Annotated in this window: 19 protein-coding genes and 1 riboswitch; of the genes, 16 read left to right on the plus strand and 3 right to left on the minus strand. The window is 41.8% G+C overall.

Going from position 1 to position 19,269, the window contains the following annotated elements:
• The first annotated feature begins 186 nt into the window (after positions 1-186).
• Complete coding sequence (locus B9L23_RS04815) at positions 187-639, plus strand: OsmC family protein (RefSeq protein WP_089096969.1); 453 nt, start codon at positions 187-189, stop codon at positions 637-639.
• A 25-nt stretch (positions 640-664) separates the two neighbouring features.
• Complete coding sequence (gene murB, locus B9L23_RS04820) at positions 665-1,597, plus strand: UDP-N-acetylmuramate dehydrogenase (RefSeq protein ID WP_012749494.1); 933 nt, start codon at positions 665-667, stop codon at positions 1,595-1,597.
• A 116-nt stretch (positions 1,598-1,713) separates the two neighbouring features.
• Here murB and B9L23_RS04825 read toward each other — a convergent pair whose 3' ends face one another.
• Positions 1,714-2,973: a Glu/Leu/Phe/Val family dehydrogenase gene (locus B9L23_RS04825; RefSeq protein WP_089096970.1), complete on the minus strand. Its 1,260-nt coding sequence runs from the start codon at positions 2,971-2,973 to the stop codon at positions 1,714-1,716.
• A 350-nt stretch (positions 2,974-3,323) separates the two neighbouring features.
• Here B9L23_RS04825 and B9L23_RS04830 point away from each other — a divergent pair, with 350 nt between their 5' ends.
• The 11 genes from B9L23_RS04830 to menC all read left to right on the plus strand — a co-directional run bounded on the left by B9L23_RS04830 (position 3,324) and on the right by menC (position 13,306).
• On the plus strand, positions 3,324-4,262 hold the full coding sequence (locus B9L23_RS04830; protein WP_089096971.1) for a diacylglycerol/lipid kinase family protein: 939 nt from the start codon (positions 3,324-3,326) through the stop codon (positions 4,260-4,262).
• A 77-nt stretch (positions 4,263-4,339) separates the two neighbouring features.
• Positions 4,340-4,984, plus strand: coding sequence for a VC0807 family protein (locus tag B9L23_RS04835; RefSeq protein WP_062753704.1), 645 nt, complete (start codon positions 4,340-4,342; stop codon positions 4,982-4,984).
• A gap of 100 nt (positions 4,985-5,084) precedes the next feature.
• Positions 5,085-6,389 carry an MFS transporter gene (locus B9L23_RS04840; protein WP_089096972.1) on the plus strand — a complete coding sequence of 435 codons (1,305 nt, stop codon included), beginning with the start codon at positions 5,085-5,087 and terminating at the stop codon, positions 6,387-6,389.
• Between the two features lie 34 nt (positions 6,390-6,423).
• Positions 6,424-7,407 (plus strand): ornithine cyclodeaminase family protein, encoded by a 984-nt coding sequence (locus B9L23_RS04845; RefSeq protein ID WP_089097475.1) that lies wholly within the window; start codon positions 6,424-6,426, stop codon positions 7,405-7,407.
• 452 nt (positions 7,408-7,859) lie between these two features.
• Positions 7,860-7,919, plus strand: a riboswitch (Fluoride riboswitch).
• A 58-nt stretch (positions 7,920-7,977) separates the two neighbouring features.
• On the plus strand, positions 7,978-8,376 hold the full coding sequence (crcB, locus tag B9L23_RS04850) for a fluoride efflux transporter CrcB (protein WP_141103836.1): 399 nt from the start codon (positions 7,978-7,980) through the stop codon (positions 8,374-8,376).
• A 12-nt stretch (positions 8,377-8,388) separates the two neighbouring features.
• A complete protein-coding gene (gene crcB, locus B9L23_RS04855; RefSeq protein WP_012749500.1) occupies positions 8,389-8,748 on the plus strand; it encodes a fluoride efflux transporter CrcB in 360 nt (119 codons plus the stop codon).
• Positions 8,749-8,816: 68 nt separating this feature from the next.
• The gene (locus B9L23_RS04860) at positions 8,817-9,569 is read left to right on the plus strand and encodes a threonine/serine exporter family protein (protein ID WP_012749501.1); all 753 of its coding nucleotides are present in this window, start codon (positions 8,817-8,819) and stop codon (positions 9,567-9,569) included.
• A gap of 18 nt (positions 9,570-9,587) precedes the next feature.
• Positions 9,588-10,019: a threonine/serine exporter family protein gene (locus B9L23_RS04865; protein ID WP_081189252.1), complete on the plus strand. Its 432-nt coding sequence runs from the start codon at positions 9,588-9,590 to the stop codon at positions 10,017-10,019.
• Positions 10,020-10,205: 186 nt separating this feature from the next.
• Complete coding sequence (locus B9L23_RS04870) at positions 10,206-11,375, plus strand: M20 peptidase aminoacylase family protein (protein WP_089096974.1); 1,170 nt, start codon at positions 10,206-10,208, stop codon at positions 11,373-11,375.
• On the plus strand, positions 11,350-12,174 hold the full coding sequence (locus tag B9L23_RS04875; protein ID WP_089096975.1) for a GNAT family N-acetyltransferase: 825 nt from the start codon (positions 11,350-11,352) through the stop codon (positions 12,172-12,174). Before B9L23_RS04870 ends, B9L23_RS04875 begins: the two co-directional genes overlap by 26 nt.
• 16 nt (positions 12,175-12,190) lie before the next feature.
• A complete protein-coding gene (menC, locus tag B9L23_RS04880) occupies positions 12,191-13,306 on the plus strand; it encodes an o-succinylbenzoate synthase (protein ID WP_012749505.1) in 1,116 nt (371 codons plus the stop codon).
• A 182-nt stretch (positions 13,307-13,488) separates the two neighbouring features.
• Here menC and B9L23_RS04885 read toward each other — a convergent pair whose 3' ends face one another.
• Both B9L23_RS04885 and B9L23_RS04890 read right to left on the minus strand, forming a co-directional pair.
• Positions 13,489-15,030, minus strand: a complete 1,542-nt coding sequence (locus B9L23_RS04885) for a solute symporter family protein (RefSeq protein WP_089096976.1) — start codon at positions 15,028-15,030, stop codon at positions 13,489-13,491.
• Entirely contained in the window at positions 15,030-15,371 is a 342-nt protein-coding gene (locus B9L23_RS04890; protein WP_012749507.1) for a DUF485 domain-containing protein, read from the minus strand. The genes B9L23_RS04885 and B9L23_RS04890 overlap by 1 nt, the downstream gene beginning before the upstream one ends.
• Before the next feature lie 300 nt (positions 15,372-15,671).
• On the opposite strand from B9L23_RS04890, the gene bcaP reads away from it, so the two are divergent.
• The 3 genes from bcaP (at position 15,672) to B9L23_RS04905 (ending at position 19,263) form a co-directional block, all read left to right on the plus strand.
• Positions 15,672-17,102, plus strand: a complete 1,431-nt coding sequence (gene bcaP / locus B9L23_RS04895; protein WP_089096977.1) for a branched-chain amino acid transporter BcaP — start codon at positions 15,672-15,674, stop codon at positions 17,100-17,102.
• 161 nt (positions 17,103-17,263) lie between these two features.
• The gene (gene sigI, locus B9L23_RS04900) at positions 17,264-18,010 is read left to right on the plus strand and encodes an RNA polymerase sigma factor SigI (RefSeq protein ID WP_245842290.1); all 747 of its coding nucleotides are present in this window, start codon (positions 17,264-17,266) and stop codon (positions 18,008-18,010) included.
• Entirely contained in the window at positions 18,007-19,263 is a 1,257-nt protein-coding gene (locus B9L23_RS04905) for an anti-sigma factor domain-containing protein (protein ID WP_089096979.1), read from the plus strand. The genes sigI and B9L23_RS04905 overlap by 4 nt, the downstream gene beginning before the upstream one ends.
• Positions 19,264-19,269 lie beyond the last annotated feature (6 nt).

Below are 19,269 nucleotides of genomic sequence, written 5' to 3' on the forward strand. Positions count from 1 at the left end.
TTCGTTATTCTACCATGCGAAAAATAGATTCTCACTGGCTGCTAAGGAGCGGGAAGAATTATTAGATTTTGCTCGTTACCAAAATGGAGCGTTTATTGTAAAATAGAAATGGCGTTCCGTCGTGAAAACGCGGACGATGGATTAGCGTATGACGTTGGATGATTTTTCACGATGCGGAGGATTACAATGGAACAACATCATTTTTTCTTAAAAGCGAATTGGTCTGGCGGAAGAAATGGCAGCGGCTTTATTGACGCTGGCCAGTTGAAGACGAAAGTATCCATTCCGCCGGAGATGGATGGACCAGGAATTGGAACAAATCCAGACGAAATGTTGTTAGGCGCAGCAGCAACCTGTTATTTAATTACGCTTGCGGCGATGTTAGAACGTTCTTCCATTCCGGTTAATGAACTTACAATGGAATCAGAAGGAATTGTGGAAGTAGAGAGAGGAGTAATTACGTACAAAACGATCATTCACCGTCCTGCGATCACATTGGCTGCTGGAGCGACGGACAAAGAGGTCCAAAAAGCAGCGCTCCTTGCGGAAAAAGCAGAAAAAAGCTGCATGATATCAAGAGCGATAAAAGGAAATGTCGAGATGAAATTAGAATCGGATATACGTATTTCACAAAAATAAATAAAAAAGTAAAGAGGGAAAGGCAATGTATACAAATGAAATGATTTATCAAGAATTAGTGCAAATTTGCGGGAAAGAAAATGTCTTGCGGGATGAACCGCTGAAATATCATACATTAGTCAAAATTGGCGGCAAGGCGGATTTCCTTGTCTGGCCAACAACATATGAGCAAGTAATGGAAGTCGTTCGGTTAAAAGAAAAATATCAGCTTCCTTTTACACTGCTTGGCAACGGGTCGAACGTCATCGTGCGTGACGGCGGCATTCGCGGCATTGTGATGCAATTAAAACATCTTACAGAAATCAAAGTGGAAGGGGAAAAAATCATCGCCCAAAGCGGCGCCGATATTAAAGCCGTTTCCCGGTTTGCGCTAGAACATAGCTTAACGGGGCTCGAGTTTGCATGCGGCATTCCGGGATCTATCGGCGGCGCGATTATGATGAATGCGGGCGCCTACGGCGGAGAAGTCAAAGACGTGATTGATCATGTGAAGGTTATCACACAAACAGGAGAATGTAAGATTTTGAAAAAAGATGATTTGCAGCTCGGTTATCGAACAAGCATTATTAGCAAGACACATGATATCGTGTTAGAGGCAGTATTTCAGCTTAAAAAAGGCGATCCGCAAAAAATTAAAGAAAAAATGGACGATTTAACGTTCCAGCGCGAATCAAAACAGCCGCTTGAGTATCCGTCTGTCGGCAGTGTATTTAAACGACCTCCTGGCTATTTTGCGGGCAAACTTATTCAAGACAGCGGCCTGCAAGGAAAAGGAGTCGGCGGTGCGGAAGTATCGACGAAGCATGCTGGTTTCATTATTAATAAAAACAACGCCACCGCTTCCGACTATATTGCAACCATTGAAATGGTGCGGAAGACGGTAAAAGAGAAATTCGGCGTTGATCTTGAATTAGAGGTGAAAATTATCGGGGAGGATATAAAACAGCAACAACAATAACAGAAATTCGGTCCGAACTCACAAACGAGTTCGGATTTTTTGTTGAAAAGAGAATAATAGAGACAGAAAAAACAAAGCCCCCAAGTGAGGCTTCGTTTCAAAACTGCTTCTAGTTTTTATACCCAGCCGCGCGCTTTCATCGCCTCTGTGATTCGTTTTAACGAAATGATGTAAGCGGCTGTGCGCAAATCGGTTTCATGTTCTTCCGCTGCTTCATAAACGGCGTGGAAGCTTTGCACCATGATGTTTGCTAATTTTTTGTTCACCTCTTCTTCGCTCCAGTAATAGTTCATTAAATTTTGCACCCATTCAAAGTAGGATACGGTTACGCCGCCTGCGTTCGCAAGAATATCAGGAATGACGATAATTCCTTTCTCTGTGAGAGTGCGGTCTGCATCCGGAGAGATTGGGCCATTTGCCGCTTCTGCGATGATTTTCGCCTGAACTTGGTCAGCGTTTTTGGATGTGATCGCGTTTTCTAAAGCGGCAGGAATTAAAATGTCTACTTTCAGTTCCAATAAAGCGGAAGGATCGATTTGATATTCCGCACCGTAGTCGAGCAAAGCGTGATGATCTTTCAAATGTTCTACTTTCGCTATATCCAATCCGTTCGGGTCATAAATAGCGCCTTTGGAATCGCTGACAGCGACGATTTTGCATCCCAGTTCTGCAAGCAGTTTGGCGGCGGTTCTTCCCGCGTTTCCGAATCCTTGAATCGCGACGGTTGCATCTTTTAACGGACGTCCAAGTTTTTTCATCGCTTCTTGAATCGTAATGACACAACCGCGCGCGGTTGCTTCATTTCTTCCTTTCGATCCCCCGATGATGAGCGGTTTTCCCGTAATGACGCCTGGGGAGAAAGATTGATTGATGCGGCTATATGTATCCATCATCCAACCCATGATTTGCGAATTTGTATAAACGTCAGGCGCAGGAATATCTTTATCCGGGCCGATGATTTGCGAAATGGCTTCGATAAATCCGCGGCTGACTCGTTCTAATTCCCCACGGCTTAATGTTTGCGGGTCACAGATGACTCCGCCTTTTCCGCCGCCGTAAGGAAGTCCGACGACAGCGCATTTAAATGACATCCACATCGATAATGCCTTCACTTCATCGAGCGTAACATCAGGATGAAAGCGGATTCCCCCTTTAGTAGGGCCTAAAGCATCGTTATGCTGAGCGCGATATCCTTCGAATACTCGGATGGAACCATCGTCCATTTTGACAGGGAATGATACGGAGAGAACTCGCATCGGTCTTTTTAAAATTTCAATGATGTGCGGTTCTAAACCTAGTTTCGCTGCAGCTGTTTCAATTTGTTTTTTGACGATTTCATACGGATTTAAGTTTTCTTTTGTTACAATCATAGGCATTTCCTCCTTCTGATGATGAATGATGCAGCATGATCATAGACGGTAGCTTATTGGTTTGTAGATTATTACCATACTACCATATATTTTTATATTTATTCAATTAAAATTTTAAATTATCAAATAACTATGTGTTTATTGTATCATTTTACATTATTATGGGAATATTGCAAAACTAGATTTAAAAGCTCGAAGTGATAGATAAGGATGGCACGCATGCAGTAAATTTGTTGGATATTACTTCATAAAAATTAAAGAAATAATGTACAATAGCGTTAATTTAATGTATATGCACATAAACATACAGCATCCTTGAGAAAAATCGATAACGGAGTTTTTATGGGGGAGAAAGGATGAAACTTTATTTTATTGTCAATCCAGCGGCGAAAAATGGGCGGTGCAAAAAGGTATGGAAAAGATTAGAGAAAGTTCTTCGCCAAAAACATATTTCATATGAAGTATTTTTTACAGAGAAGCAAGGTGATGGGAAACGAATTGCCAGGCAAATCATTGAGAGTACGAGCGAAACTGCCGCCATTATTGCCATCGGCGGCGACGGCACGGTCCATGAAATCGCAAACGGTGTCTTTCCATTTAAGCACGGTATTGTTGGCTATATACCAGCAGGCACGGGAAATGACTTTTCGCGCGGCATCCGCATTCCGAATCATCCTCGAAAAGCGTTGGAGCACATTCTCTTATTACTGAAAAAGCATTGTTTTTCTACCTATGATATTGGCCAATTTGCAGGACCACATGTACAAGAAGGAATGTTTGTGAACAATTTAGGCTGCGGCTTTGATGCGCAAATTTCGCGAAAAGTAAACCGCTCCAAACTAAAGTCGTTGTTCAACCGTCTTTCTCTTGGCAAATTTGTCTATGTGTTCTATTTAGTGAAAGAATTAATTTTCTACAAGCCGGCCAAAGTAGTTTTGCAGATTGATGGGGAGAAGCATTTATTTGAGCGGACTTGGCTTGTCACGATATCGAACCATCCCTATTATGGTGGAGGAATGAAAATAGCGCCGTCCGCAAAATCAGATGATGGCCTGTTCCATATCATTGTCGTTGATCAAATATCACGGTTAAAAATATTGCTGTTATTTGTGACGGTTTTTTGGGGAGGGCATACAAAAATGAAGGAAGTGAAAGTGTTTGCCGGGAAACACATTCACATACATACTAGTTCTCTTCTTCCTTTGCATGCCGATGGGGAAAATATCGGCTCGGGGAGCGTATCGGTTTATGTGCAAGCGAATGCGCTGTCTGTTATTCGCGAAAAGGCAAACTAGCCAAATATTTTTTGCAGGAATTACATGGATGGGAAGCGAAATATGGAGCAGGAAAACGAAAGATAGGTGGAAAGCAAATGTCTAAGCAAGTAGTGCTGCTTGATGTAGTATGCTATATTATTTTTCCATTGGTTGTTTGGCATGCGGCGCGCGGTCACATCGGCGACTATTATGCGATGCTCGTCTCCGCCGTTCCCGGCATGGTGTACACCGTATACCGCTTTTTTTCCATTAGAAGAATCAATTTTTTTGGCATATTTATGATCGCTAATTTAGTCATCGGAACGCTGTTAGACGTGCTGGCCGGCTCTGCGCTGCAAATGTTATGGAACGGAGTATATTATTCGGTGGCATTGGCGATTTTGTTTTTGGCTACGATGGCGGCGAATAAGCCAATCGTTCTTTATATCTCGCTGGACTTTGTGGAGATGCAGGGAGCAAACCGTCAAGTGATGAAACAGCGGTTTTTTCAAAAAGACGTCTTATCTTTGTTTCAATGGATAACATTGGCTTTTGCATTGCGAGATTTGCTTCTTGCTGCCATCAAAGCTTGGCTGATTGTTCGTTATGGCGTTGAAGCGTTTGATAAAGCAAGAATTCTTAGGCAAGCAATCAGTTGGGGAATATACGGGCTTTGCTTCATCGGATTTGCCCGTATTTCGAAGCTTATTAATGCCGGGCGGCAGGAACAGAGTAGTGATGATTTCGAAACATATTCGTAAGACGATGGAGTAAGCAGTTTAAGAATTTTTTTATTTTATTTTTCTGAATATTAACGATAAAATATTATTGTTAGGGACAACAAAGAATGGGGGAATAACGGTGGATAAGGGAGTATCACGTCGTGTGCTAGTAGCGAGTCTTGTCGGGAGTTCGATTGAATGGTTTGATTATTTCTTGTATGGAACGGTCGCTGCGCTTGTATTTAATCAGTTGTTTTTCCCGAGCGAAGATCCGACCGTAGGGCTGCTTTTATCCTATGCATCATTCGCTCTTTCCTTCTTTATTCGCCCGTTAGGCGGCGTTGTGTTCAGCCATATTGGCGATAAGATTGGACGGAAGAAGACATTGATTTTCACATTAAGCTTAATGGGACTCGCAACTGCGGGGATGGGGCTTCTTCCGACGTATGAAACAATAGGTGTATGGGCGCCGATTTTATTAATTTTACTTCGCCTTGTGCAAGGAATCGGCCTTGGCGGTGAATGGGGCGGCGCGTTGTTGCTCGCGGTTGAGTATGCTCCGAAAGAAAGACGCGGATTTTTCGGCAGCATTCCACAAATGGGTGTGACGATTGGACTGTTGCTTGGAACGTTTGTCATGTCATTAATGACGATGATGCCTGATGATGCCTTTATGTCATGGGGCTGGCGGATTCCGTTTTTGCTAAGCACGCTGCTTGTCTTTTTTGGATTATGGATTCGCAAAGGGATTGATGAGACACCGTCATTTAAGAAAGTTCAAGAAAAAGGAGAAATTGCGAAAGTTCCGTTATTGGAGACGTTGAAGACACAGTGGAAAGAAGTGTTAATCGCGGTGGGAGGAAAAGTTGTTGAAACAGCTCCATTCTATATTTTTGGAACGTTTATCGTTTCTTATGCGACAACGTATCTAGGATTTTCGAAAACCGCTACATTAAATGCGGTAACGATTGCGACTGTGATCACGACGATTTTAATTCCGGTCATGGGCAGCTGGTCCGATAAAATTGGACGCAAACCGCTTTATATCGGTGGAACGATTTTAATGATATTGTATGCGTTTCCGTACTTTTGGTTACTGCAGCAAGGCTCAGTAACACTGATGATTATCGCGACGGTAATTGGACTTGGAATTATTTGGGCGCCGATTACTGCTGTGTTAGGGACGATGTTTTCCGAAATATTTAAATCAAACGTGCGCTATACAGGGATTACACTTGGATATCAAATCGGCGCCGCGGTTGCGGGCGGAACGGCTCCGCTTATTGCGACAGCGCTGTTAGCGGAATATGACAATTCTTATGTTCCAGTCGCTCTTTATATCATCATTACCTCGATTATTTCTTTAATCGCTGTTTGGGTTGTGCGCGATCGTAAAAATGAGGTTTTAGATCAAGATGTAACAAACGAAAGCGGAATCGCATAAGCGGTTCCGTTTTTTATCAAGGGGGCAAATCATGATGATTATTTTATCGGAAAAAGAAATTCAATCACTATATACGATGGAAGATGCAATTCTTGATGTTGAGGCTATTTTGAGCGAGGAACGAAACGGGAATATTCAGATTCCAGAGCGTACCGTGTTGAATTTTTCAGAGCACGATGCCTCGGTGCTTTATATGCCGAGCGCTGCAACAAAGATGGCAGCGGTGAAAGTTGTAAGCATTTTCCCGCATAATCCGGAGCGCCAGAGACCGACGACGCAAGGGGTGATTGTGGTGACAGACACGGAAACGGGCGAGCATTTGGCAATGATGAACGCTACGTATTTAACACGACTTCGTACAGGAGCAGTCAGTGCCATTGCCACGAAATATCTAGCCAGACGTGACGCTTCCCGGCTTGCGGTCATTGGAACGGGAGCGATGGCGCGGGAACAAGTAGCGGTGATGCTCGCTGTAAGACCGATTACAGAATTGTTTCTTTATAACCGAACGAAAGAAAAAGCGGAGCAATTTGCGGCATATATTCAGGAAGCGCATCCCGAGTGGCAAGGGACGATCCATGTGATGGATAATGCAGATGAGGCGGTGCGTCAAGCGCATATCGTTATTTGCAGCACACGTTCGACAACTCCAGTTTTTTCGGTAACGGCATTGCAGCCGGGGACGCATATTAATGCCATTGGCTCCTATCTTCCACATATGCAGGAATTGGACGTAGAAACGATTATTCGAGCGGACCGCATTGTCGTGGATACAAAGGAGGGAGTCAAGCACGAAGCAGGCGAACTTATTCAGGCGGAAAACACTGGAAGATGGTCGTTTGAACAAATCGACGCTGAAGTTGGCGAATTGGTAACAGGCGAAAAAAGCGGCCGGCAACATGAAAAAGAGATCACTCTATTCAAATGTGTCGGTGTCGCTTCATTCGATCTTGCCGTCGCCATGGGAGTGTATAAAAAAGCGGTGGAGAACGGAAAAGGGATGACCATTTCGTTATAAAAGGCAGAAGAGGTCTTTATCAAGCCCTAAATATAAAAACTTAAAGCACATATTAGTTATGTTATGTGCCTATAGTTTATAAACCTTTTCGTAAACAACACCATCAATATATAATGTATGCATAAAAAAAGAGGATATATGCTCTTATTTGAGCATCGTATCCTCTAATCATTATTGAAATCCGTCTTTTTTGCCTAAAAAGGAGAAAGGGAAAAAGAATCGTTCCAGGGACATAGAAAGATGGAAAAGTAAGGAGAGTAACTAGTCATAAGTTCGGTGATGAACGAAGAAGGATGATGACGAAAGTTTGGGGTTGTCACAATAAATGTTTCCATACGTGATCAGTGCAGAAGAATAAGAAGAAAAAAACAGATGGCTGGTAAAAACATAGACAGCCAAGGGAGAAACTGCGCAAATTGGCAATGAGATATCTTTTTGTTATAATAACGGACAGAGTAATAGGCGATGGAGTTCGCTAAACTATCGTTCGGGCTGATGACTCCTACCAGTAAATCAATTATTGGTAGGAGTTTGTTTTTTGGATAAATTGAAGGAAAAGGGGTATTGTTCGTGATTTATGTCGTCGTTGGTCTTGCCGGCATTGTCGGCGCGCTGCTTCGCTATTATTTAGGATTGTTTGTGGGGGCCTTATGGAACGGGTTGTTTCCTTTGGCAACATGGCTGGCCAATATAATTGGCTGTTTTGCGTTAGGATGGCTGACTGCTTATTTGCCTCGGCTGCGCAATCTTCCTCCTTATGTTGTGACAGGACTAGGAACGGGATTAGTAGGATCGTTTACGACTTTTTCGACGTTCAGCGTCGAGACGGTTCAGTTGCTTCACACGTCTCATTTAGAGTTAGCGTTGTTCTACGTTTTCCTCAGCATGTGCGGCGGGCTGCTTATGGCATGGATCGGATTTCGCCTTGGACAAGGCCGCTTGCATGCACAAAAAGAGGCGGCGGAATAAGGAGGAGATCTTATGTTATGGAACAGCGCACTGGTGGCGATCGGAGGGTTTTTCGGCGCGATTGCGCGCTTTGGCATCAGCAATTGGATCAAACAGAAGTATCCTTCTTCTTTTCCGCTTGCTACATTATTAGTCAATTTAATCGGATCTTTTTTGCTTGGATATATTATAGGAAAAGGATGGAATGATTCGTGGAAGCTTCTTTTCGGAACAGGATTTATGGGGGCATTTACGACTTTTTCCACATTCAAGCTAGAAAGTATGGCTCTTTATATTCATAAGCAATGGAAAATGTTTGTTTTGTATCTTGCATTAAGCTATATACTCGGTCTGCTTCTTGCTTTTCTTGGCATGAAAGCATCAAGTGTGTAAAACGGCTATTGTCTAGCGTTATATTTTTTTGTAATATCACAAATGAAGCATGAATGGAGAGATAGAGAATGCCGACTTACCATGACCGTACAAACGATATTGTAGACCTTTGTCTACTTGCGGGAAAAATTATGCTCGAAAGCGGCGGGGAAACATATCGTGTGGAAGATACAATGATGCGTATTGCTGCTTCCTTTGGCATTCCCCGTTCGCACAGTTATGTCACGCCGACAGGAATTATTTTTTCGATTGATCGAATGAATTCCACGCAGTTTATTCGGATTGTGGAACGTTCGACAGATTTGCAAAAAGTCGCGCTTGTGAACAATATTTCCCGTCGCATCAGCAATGGAGAATTATCACTGGATGAGGCATATACACAGTTAAAAGAAGTGGAAAAACAAAAGTTTGCTTACTCCCTTTCGCAGCAAGTAGCAGCGGCGGCGATTGCCAGCGGATGTTTTGCTGTCATGTTTGGAGGATGGAACAACTTCTTTCCTTCGTTTCTTGCCGGAGGAGCAGGATTTTATTGTTTTGAGATGATTCACCGTCTTGTGAAAATACGATTTTTCGCTGAATTTTTTGCATCGTTTATAAGCGGTGGATTGGCCTTGATTCTTGTTGCGATTGGGTTGGGGGCGAATTTAGATAAAATCATTATTGGATCTGTCATGCCGTTAGTGCCGGGACTAGTGATTACGAACGCGGTGCGTGATTTAATGGCAGGACATTTTCTCGCTGGGTTGTCTAAAGGTGCGGAAGCATTTTTAACAGCGTTCGCGATCGGCACCGGTATTGCGCTTATTTTGTCGATTGGCTAATCGTAAGGGGAATTGCGGATGATCATACAACATATATTAACAAGTTTTATTGCTTCAGCAGCGTTTGGGATTATTTTTAACATTCCAAAGAAATTGTTAATCAATAGCGGATTTGTCGGAATGGTTGGATGGATGATTTATTTTTTATTTGCCGAACATCAATTAAATGGTGTTGCCGCTACGTTTATTGCGGCTTTCTTTGTTGCGATGATCAGCACCATATTTGCAAGAATATATAAGACGCCAGTTACGATTTTTAGTGTTTCCGGAATTATTCCGCTTGTCCCAGGAGGATTGGCGTTTGAAGCAATGCGCCACGTCGTTTTCAACGACTACAATACGGCGATATCGCTCGCGGCGAAAGCGTTTATGATTTCTGGAGCGATTGCCATGGGATTGATTTTTTCTGAAGTGATTAATCAGCTTGTCAAACGGAAGTGGAAATCCTAACTCTCTACAAAGAGAGGTAGGATTTTTTTGTGTTGCTGTTATGAACATAAACCGTTTTTTGTTCGTTAATTAACTTGCACAGGTTGCAACATTTTTTTTGAATATTATAATATGTGTAACAACTATTTTCGAAGCACATTTGATGTTTCGCCATTGTTTGCAAATATATCATCGGGGGAGAGCATAATGAGAGAAATGATTCATGCGATGAAGGAAGAATTATGGGAGATTTTTGACCACCTTCATCGTCATCCGGAAGTTAGTTGGGAAGAGTGGAAAACGACGGAGTTTATTAAGCAGCAACTGATTCAAGAAGGATATCGTGCCAACACGTTTTCCGATTGTCCAGGAGTGATTGGGGAAATCGGCAGCGGGCCGTTTACAGTCGGATTGCGCAGCGATATGGATGCGCTTTGGCAAGAAGTAAATGGAGCATGGCAAGCAAACCATGCATGTGGGCATGATGCACATATGACAATGGTATTAGGGGTTGCTAAACTGTTTAATCGCATCGGTTATAAGCCGCCTGGAACATTGAAGTTTCTTTTTCAGCCAGCAGAAGAAAAAGGAACAGGAGCATTGAAGTTTTTGGAAAAAGGAGTTATCGATGATATTGACTTTTTATACGGTGTTCATTTGCGGCCGATTCAAGAAGTAAAAAGCGGTTATGCTGTTCCCGCGATTTTGCACGGAGCAGCGCAATGCATTGATGGAGAAATTAAAGGAGTTGCCGCGCATGCGGCAAGACCGCACCTTGGAGTCAATGTCATTGAAGTTGGGAGTGCGATCGTACAAGAGCTGAGCAAAATCCATATTGATCCACAAGTGCCTGCATCGATCAAAATGACAAGATTTCACGCAGGAGAAAAAAATGCGAACATCATTCCAGATCATGCGGAATTTTCGCTTGATTTGCGAGCGCAAACGAACGAGGCGATGGAACAGTTGGTAGAAGGATTGAATCACGTGGTGAAAGGGATTGCATCTATTTATGATGCGGATATTCAGCTTTATTCAGGAGTTCGTATTGCCGCTGCGCGGCCGCATCCACAAGCACAGCAACTAATGGAGCGTGCCATTGTTGCTACGTTAGGAGAAGAAAAATGTCTGCCGCCAGTAGTCACTTCAGGTGGGGAAGATTTCCATTTTTATTCATTGATGAAACCACAGTTAAAAACGACGATGCTAGGGCTTGGTTGTGATTTAAAACCGGGATTGCACCATCCGCAAATGACGTTCCGCCGCGAAGATTTATTATCTGGTATTGAAATATTAGCAAGAGTCATTATGGAAACGTTTGAGCATTTTGCATCACGAGGGGAGACAGAAAGTGCGTATCTCACTACAAAAAATTGACACGATCGAACAACTTGAAGAAATGGCGCTACTAGAAGCGGAAGTGTGGGGAACAAGCCCAATTCCTACCCATCAAACGTTAACGGTGGCGAAAAACGGCGGCATTATTATCGGTGCTTTTATTGATGGAAAAATGGTCGGATTTGTGTATAGTTTTCCCGGATATCAAGATGGGGAAACGTATCTTTGTTCGCATATGCTCGGGATTGCTGAACCATTTCGTGATCAAGGAATAGGTTATATGTTAAAAATGAAACAGGCACAAGAAGCAATCAAGCAGGGATATCGTACGATTCGTTGGACATACGATCCGCTCCAAAGCAGAAACGGCTATCTTAACATTGCAAAGTTAGGAGCGATTTGCTCACAGTATATCGAAAATTGTTACGGTGAAATGGATGATGCTCTAAATAAGCATTTACCGTCGGATCGATTTATTGTGGAGTGGCTTCTAGGGAGCCGATATTTACAAGAGAGAGGCCGCTTTTTTTCAAGACTGAAGTGGTCGCCAGAAAAGATGGTGCTTGATTGGAAACAAAACAACACCGGTGACCCAGAAGCGATTTGGAAAGAGGAACCTATTCATCATGACTATCCGTTTTTGCTTGTGCCTATTCCTCTTCAGTTTCAACGATTAAAAGAGACAGATCATGAATTAGCGCTTGATTGGCGCTATAAGACGCGTGATGTTTTTGTTCGCCTCTTCCGTGAAGGATGGGCCGTTGCGCATATACTTCGAAAAGATGGTGAGCCTGTTTTGTACTATGTTTGCGTTAAGCGCAACGAATTGCCGCTATAATGAGGAGGAATTTTTTATGGGAATAAAAGTGAAACGAGTCATACTGCGCCACTTACAAATGGAACTAAAGTCACCGTTTACCACAAGTTTCGGTTCGTTTCAAAAGAAGGAGTTTATTTTAGTGGAAGCGATGGATGAAGATGGGTTATCAGGATGGGGGGAATCGGTGGCCTTCCCTTCACCTTGGTATAATGAAGAAACCGTAAAAACGAATTGGCATATGATAGAAGATTTTTTATTGCCTCTTTTATTTCAAGCGCCAATTGCTCACCCAGAAGAGTTGCGGCAACGTTTCTCCGTCATTCGCAAAAATCAAATGGCAAAAGCGGCGATAGAAGGGGCAATATGGGATTTATTTGCGAAAAGACAGCAACTGCCGTTACATAAAGCACTCGGTGGAAATAAGAATCGTATTGAAGTAGGGGTAAGCATTGGGATTCAAAAAAGCATCGATGATCTATTGCGTATTATCGAACGGTACGTACAAGAAGGGTATCGGCGCATCAAAATAAAAATTAAACCCGGATGGGACGTTGAGGTTGTTCGGGAAGTTCGTCGTCGTTTTCCAGATGTTCCGCTCATGGTCGATGCAAACTCTGCTTATTCATTAGAAGATATCGATCGACTAAAGGCGCTAGATGAGTTTCAGCTAATGATGATTGAACAGCCGCTTGCTCCTGATGATATCGTAGATCATGCAACATTGCAGGCACAGTTAAATACGCCAATCTGTTTAGATGAAAGCATTCATTCCGCTGAAGATGCAAGGAAAGCCATTCAGCTTGGCAGTTGTCGAATTATCAATATAAAAATTGGCCGTGTCGGAGGATTGGCGGAGGCGAAACGTATTCACGATATTTGTAAGGAGAACGATATTCCTGTCTGGTGCGGCGGCATGTTAGAAGCTGGTGTCGGAAGAGCACACAATATTGCCATTACGACATTAGATAATTTTACGTTGCCTGGTGATACAGCCGCTTCTTCCCATTACTGGACGAAAGATATTATCGTTCCTGAAGTCACTGTTCATCATGGAACGATTACAGTACCGGAAAAGCCGGGCATCGGTTATGATGTCGATCGGCAGCAAGTAGATATTTATACAAGTTATGCTAAGATGTACCACGCTTAACTTCTCATCCCGAACATGAATCTTAGTGTTCGGGCTTTCTTATTGCAAATTAAAGAAGACTTTGTTGGATAGACCGCGGATAACTGAAATAGGGCAATAAGAACACAAATAGTGGCAAGAGTAAAAAGAAGCTGGATTGGAAAGGATGCGCTCTTTCCAATCCAGCAGAATGATTCATTGCATTAGTTTGCTAATTCTTTTATTCCTGTATTCGCTTTCACAAGAATTTCATCAAATTTCTTGCTGTCGGCGTTTTTCGAGGAAAGAAGTGTGCCAACAATCGATGCGATGAATCCTAATGGTATTGAAACGATACCAGGGTTTGCAAGTTTAAAGAGCGGTTCACCGACAAGAATAGCAGCTCCCGGTTCCGGTGACCAAACGTTTGGGCTAAAGAAGACGAGCAACAACGCACTGAATAATCCAACAAGCATTCCTGCAATAGCTCCTGTTGTATTAAAACGGCGCCAGAAAATCGTTAATACGATAATCGGCAAGTTGGCGCTCGCGGCAACAGCAAATGCCAATGAGACGAGGAAAGCGACATTCATTTTTTGAGCGAATAACGCTAAAAGAATGGATAAAACGGATACACCAACAGACGCCCAGCGCGCCGCAACCATCTGTTCTTTTTCCGTTGCTTCACCGCGGCGAAGAATATGGCTATAAAAGTCATGAGCAAATGCCGACGCGGCTGATAGGACAAGTCCAGCAACGACAGCTAAAATAGTGGCAAATGCGACTGCCGATACAAACGCGAATAGGAAATCACCGCCGAGCACTTCGGCTAACAATGGAGCTGCCATGTTTCCAGCAGGGTTTGCGGCGACAATTTTGTCATAACCAACGAAGGCCGCGGCCCCAAATCCTAAGAAAATCGTTAATACGTAAAAGATTCCGATAATCCATGTGGCATAGACGACCGATTTGCGAGCAGTTGGTGCATCTTTTACTGTGAAGAAGCGGATTAAAATGTGTGGAAGCCCTGCTGTTCCTAGGATGAGTGCTAAATTTAATGAGATTGTATCAAGCGGATCTTTAAATTTATTGCCAGGGTTGAGGAATGCTTCGCCCAGTGGTGTGGCTGTTTTTACTTCGTTAAACATTTTTATGAGGTTGAAATCAAATTTCGCAAAGACAATGATCGAAATGATAAACGTACCAACTATTAGCAAGACTGCTTTCACGATTTGCACCCAGCTCGTCGCCGTCATGCCGCCAAAAACGACGTAAACCGTCATGAGTACGCCAACAATGAGGACAGAGTAAACGTAATCAATCCCTAATAATAGCTTAATGAGACCGCCAGCTCCAACAAGCTGAGCAATCATGTAAAAAATGGAGATGGAAATCGTATTCAGCGCGGCAACACCGCGCACTTTTTTGTCATCAAACCTTGCTGCAATCATGTCAGCCATCGTATATTTTCCAAGGTTGCGCAGCGGTTCGGCGACAATATAAAGAACGACTAAATAGGCAACAAGGAAGCCAATACTATAGAAAAAGCCGTCAAATCCAAATAATGCAATCATTCCTGCAATTCCTAGGAATGAGGCGGCAGACATATAGTCGCCGGCAATGGCCAAACCGTTTTGCCAGCCTGTTAAGCTGCTGTCTGCTGTGTAAAACTCGCTCGTTGTTCTTGTTCTTTTTGAAGCGAAGTAAGTGATGACCAGCGTCAGAGCCACAATGATTAAAAAGAGGAAAAAGGCTAAGCCATGCATTACAAGTTTCCTCCTTCTTTCGCTTCTTGTTTCATTTGCTCGACGATTTCATCAAATTTTGCTGCGCGCTTAGAGTAAAGCATGCATAATGCCCATGTCATAATAAATTGCGCAAATGCAAACACCCATGCCCAGCTAATTGGGCCGATCGCAGAAGAATTTAACACGTTAGAATAAGACGTTAAAACCGGAAGGGCAAAGTAAAACACGAAGAAGAATAGCGTTGCTGGCAAAATAAAGTTTTTCTTTGCGCGCATGAGATGTTGAAAAGATGAAGATTGAGCAATTTGGCTATAATCAATTGCCGAGCGGTTTTCGAAAGAACGCTCTTGCACAGCCATGAAAATCCCCCCTTAATTTTTATTTGATAATAAATTGAAACAATGCGCCTCCTTTTCATTGTTCATAAAATTGTCACAAATTTATTATATAGTTATCTGAAAAATTTGTAAATTATAAATTTTGTATATCTTTGGATTATGGATGCGAAAAAATTTATAACTTTAACGCTTAAAATGGCAAAATTTTTTTGCTGTTTTTGTTATTTTCTAACTTTACAAAAATTATTGAATAGCGTAAAATCCTTATTGTATTGTACTCTTCAACAAATTTCTACAAAAAGCGACAAGGAGAGACATCTTATGAATTTGTTTCGAAAAAAATCGATCCAGATGCTTTTACACGAAGCTGGCCGAAAAGGCGCCTCTTTAAAAAAAGATTTAGGAGCATTTGATTTAACGATGCTCGGCATTGGTGCTATTATTGGTACAGGAATTTTTGTATTAACGGGAGTTGCCGCTGCCGAACACGCCGGTCCTGCACTTGTACTTTCCTTTATTCTTTCTGGTCTTGCCTGCGTTTTTGCCGCGCTTTGTTACGCGGAATTCGCTTCAACAGTGCCGGTGTCTGGCAGCGCTTACACATATAGTTATGCGACGTTTGGGGAATTAATCGCTTGGATTTTAGGATGGGATTTAATCTTAGAATATGGTGTGGCATCTTCAGCAGTGGCGGTTGGATGGTCTGGTTACTTCCAAGGACTGCTTTCCGGATTTGGCATTGAGCTTCCAAAAGCATTGACAAACGCATATGATCCGGCAAAGGGAACATTTATCGATTTACCGGCAATTTGTATTATTCTTTTCATTATATTTTTGTTGAATCTTGGAGTAAAAAAATCTGCCCGTTTTAATGCGATTATGGTTGTGATTAAAGTCGCTGTCGTATTATTGTTCCTCGCTGTCGGTGTATGGTATGTAAAACCGGAAAACTGGTCGCCATTTATGCCGTTTGGATTTTCCGGAGTAGCAACTGGCGCTGCAACTGTCTTTTTTGCATATATCGGCTTTGACGCGGTTTCGACCGCGGCGGAAGAAGTGCGCAATCCGCAGCGAAACATGCCGATAGGAATTATTGCGTCTTTATTTATTTGTACTTTGTTATATATTGCTGTTTCCCTTGTACTGACAGGAATTGTTCCGTATGATCAATTAAATGTAAAAAATCCTGTTGCTTTTGCGTTAAGCTATATCAACCAAGATTGGGTTGCCGGTTTTATTTCGTTAGGAGCGATTGCTGGGATTACGACGGTGCTGCTTGTTATGCTATATGGACAAACTCGTCTATTTTACGCAATTAGCCGTGACGGTTTGCTTCCGAAAGTATTCTCGAGAGTGAATCCAGTTCGGCAGGTGCCATATGTGAACACTTGGCTTACAGGAATCATTGTTTCGGTATTTGCGGGAGTGATACCTTTAAATAAGCTTGCAGAATTGACAAATATCGGCACATTGTTTGCGTTCATTACCGTTTCCGTCGGCGTACTTGTTTTACGGAAAACGCAGCCGCATTTAAAACGCGCCTTTCGGGTTCCGTTCGTTCCAGTTATTCCATTATTGGCCGTTGCGTTTTGCGGGTATTTAGTTCTTCAGCTTCCTCCAATGACGTGGATTGGTTTCGTATCATGGCTTGCAATCGGCCTTGTCATTTACTTCTTATATGGACGCAAACATAGCACGCTGAATAATGTAGAAGAAGCAACAGAGGAAAAAATCAGGATAATAAATGGCTAAGAGGGACCTTTGCCCTAATGGCAAAGGTCTTTTTTTCTTATTAATAAAGGAGTCTTAATAAGAAAAATGTAACAAATTTCCGATTGAATGACGATCAAAATTACGCTAACATGTACGAATGATATCCTTAGGGAGGCTAGTTCGTCTCTTTAACAAATGGGGTGGAATCCATGTTTAGCATATTATTTTCATTAAAGAAGGAGAGAACGATTGAGCAAACAGTTCATGAAATTCAACAAGGAAATAAAGTATTGCATAATCAATTAATTCAACAATATAAACCTTTTATTGCCAAGACGGTTTCAAATGTGTGCAAACGATTTATTCACGAAGGGGATGACGAACTAAGCATCGGTTTAATCGCATTTAATGAAGCCATTGAAAAATACGCACCTCATAAAGGAGGTTCGTTTATTTCTTTTGCCGAACTGCTTATTAAAAGGCGCTTAATCGATTACATTCGTAAAGAAGCAAAAGAGAAGAACATTATTTTACATACAAATGAAGATGAGGAAAATTCAGCCCAAACATACTTGGATACGAAATTATCCATGGATGAATTTTACAAGCAAGTGGAGCAAGAACATCGTCGCGAAGAAATTATTCATTATCAACAAGTGTTAAAGGAATTTGGGATTTATTTTCATGACCTTATCGAACAGTCGCCAAAACATAAAGATGCGCGAATAAATGCGATTAATATCGCTAAATTGTTAGTTGAAGATGAGGAAATGCTCGAATGGCTTTTTCGAAAAAAGCAATTACCGATTAAACAACTGCAAAATATTGCCGAAGTAAGCCGCAAAACGATAGAGAGAAATAGAAAATATATTATTGCGGTGGCGATTATTTTAGCTGGGGATTATGTTTATTTAAAGGATTATATAAAAGGGGTGCTTCCATCGTGAAAAAAGGGATCGTATTAGAATTAGACGAAGAGTTTGTCACATTATTAACGACTGAGGGGGAATTTATTCAAGTAAAAAAAGATGGAGATTATGAAATAGGAGAAGAGATTGAAGCGCAGGTGATAAAAAGGCCCATTGTTCGTCGTCGTTCATTTCGATATGTCATAACAAGCTTGGTGGCGGCGGTGGTACTTTTAGTTACAACATTATTTCATTTTCCTTCTAATGAAGTGTACGCTTACATGTCGATTGATATTAATCCAAGCATCGAAGTTGGAGTGGATGAGCAGCTAAAAGTGTTAAAATTAAAGGCTTACAACGAGGAAGGAAAAAGGATTGTTTCACAGCTTTCTCATTGGAAGAAAAAAGAGTTTGTTGATATTACCATGGAAATTATTGAATTAAGTATGCAAAAAGGATATTTGCAAGAAGGGGGTCAAGTATTGATTACAGCGGTGGAGAGAAAATACCGTGCTGCATCTTCACGGGAGCTTTCTACAGAATTAAAGAAAATCCAACATTCGTATCAGCAGAAAAACATTATCGTAAAGACAGAAGAAAGCACGATGGAAGTACGAAATAAAGCGGTAAAAAAGGGAGTGACAACGGGAAAACTGCTGCAAATTGAACAAAAAATGAAGACGGTTTCACCAGAGTCGACAAAAGCGAAAAAACTAGAAAAACCGTTGGAACAAAATGATGGAGAGAATGAATATCCAATGGACAATCATTCATTAAACAAAAAAGATGAGAAGAATCAGAAAAAAAATAAAGATAATGGTAATCAAAAGGGGGAACATCGGAGGAACAACCATTCATTAAACGAAAAAGATGAGAAGAATCGAGGGAACAACCATTCATTGCAAAAGAAAGATAAACAGAAACGGGAAGAAAATAATAGTAATGAAAAGAAATATCCATTCGAGGAAAAAGATGAACAAAAAAAAAGTAATGATAAGGAACAGGATGAAAATGGCAAAAATCATAAATCATCCGCAAAAAATAATAAATATCATAACAGCGATCGATCGGATGATCGCCACCTGAAACATTATCCAAAAAAGAGCGATAGCCAGAACCAGCATCACCGCAATCATTCATCCTCATATGATCATCATTGGAAACATCATCAAAAAAACAATAAACAGGACGAGCATCATTGGAAACGAGACTATGACAAGAACTTCGAAAAATCATTCGAACGTGGTCAACATGAAAAGGAAAATATACATAAAAATGAGAAAAACGATTAATAAAGC

This window comes from Parageobacillus galactosidasius (assembly GCF_002217735.1).
GTDB classification, from domain to species: Bacteria; Bacillota; Bacilli; order Bacillales; family Anoxybacillaceae; genus Parageobacillus_B; species Parageobacillus_B toebii.

Excerpts from the sequence above, each read along its gene's own strand:
- B9L23_RS04885 (WP_089096976.1), bottom strand. The coding sequence starts at position 15,030 with ATGCATGGCTTAGCCTTTTTCCTCTTTTTAATCATTGTGGCTCTGACG.
- menC (WP_012749505.1), top strand. The coding sequence starts at position 12,191 with ATGGGAATAAAAGTGAAACGAGTCATACTGCGCCACTTACAAATGGAA.
- B9L23_RS04835 (WP_062753704.1), top strand. The coding sequence starts at position 4,340 with ATGTCTAAGCAAGTAGTGCTGCTTGATGTAGTATGCTATATTATTTTT.
- B9L23_RS04825 (WP_089096970.1), bottom strand. The coding sequence starts at position 2,973 with ATGCCTATGATTGTAACAAAAGAAAACTTAAATCCGTATGAAATCGTC.
- B9L23_RS04870 (WP_089096974.1), top strand. The coding sequence starts at position 10,206 with ATGAGAGAAATGATTCATGCGATGAAGGAAGAATTATGGGAGATTTTT.
- B9L23_RS04860 (WP_012749501.1), top strand. The coding sequence starts at position 8,817 with ATGCCGACTTACCATGACCGTACAAACGATATTGTAGACCTTTGTCTA.
- B9L23_RS04865 (WP_081189252.1), top strand. The coding sequence starts at position 9,588 with ATGATCATACAACATATATTAACAAGTTTTATTGCTTCAGCAGCGTTT.
- B9L23_RS04890 (WP_012749507.1), bottom strand. The coding sequence starts at position 15,371 with ATGGCTGTGCAAGAGCGTTCTTTCGAAAACCGCTCGGCAATTGATTAT.
- B9L23_RS04830 (WP_089096971.1), top strand. The coding sequence starts at position 3,324 with ATGAAACTTTATTTTATTGTCAATCCAGCGGCGAAAAATGGGCGGTGC.
- B9L23_RS04845 (WP_089097475.1), top strand. The coding sequence starts at position 6,424 with ATGATTATTTTATCGGAAAAAGAAATTCAATCACTATATACGATGGAA.
- murB (WP_012749494.1), top strand. The coding sequence starts at position 665 with ATGTATACAAATGAAATGATTTATCAAGAATTAGTGCAAATTTGCGGG.
- crcB (WP_012749500.1), top strand. The coding sequence starts at position 8,389 with ATGTTATGGAACAGCGCACTGGTGGCGATCGGAGGGTTTTTCGGCGCG.
- B9L23_RS04815 (WP_089096969.1), top strand. The coding sequence starts at position 187 with ATGGAACAACATCATTTTTTCTTAAAAGCGAATTGGTCTGGCGGAAGA.
- bcaP (WP_089096977.1), top strand. The coding sequence starts at position 15,672 with ATGAATTTGTTTCGAAAAAAATCGATCCAGATGCTTTTACACGAAGCT.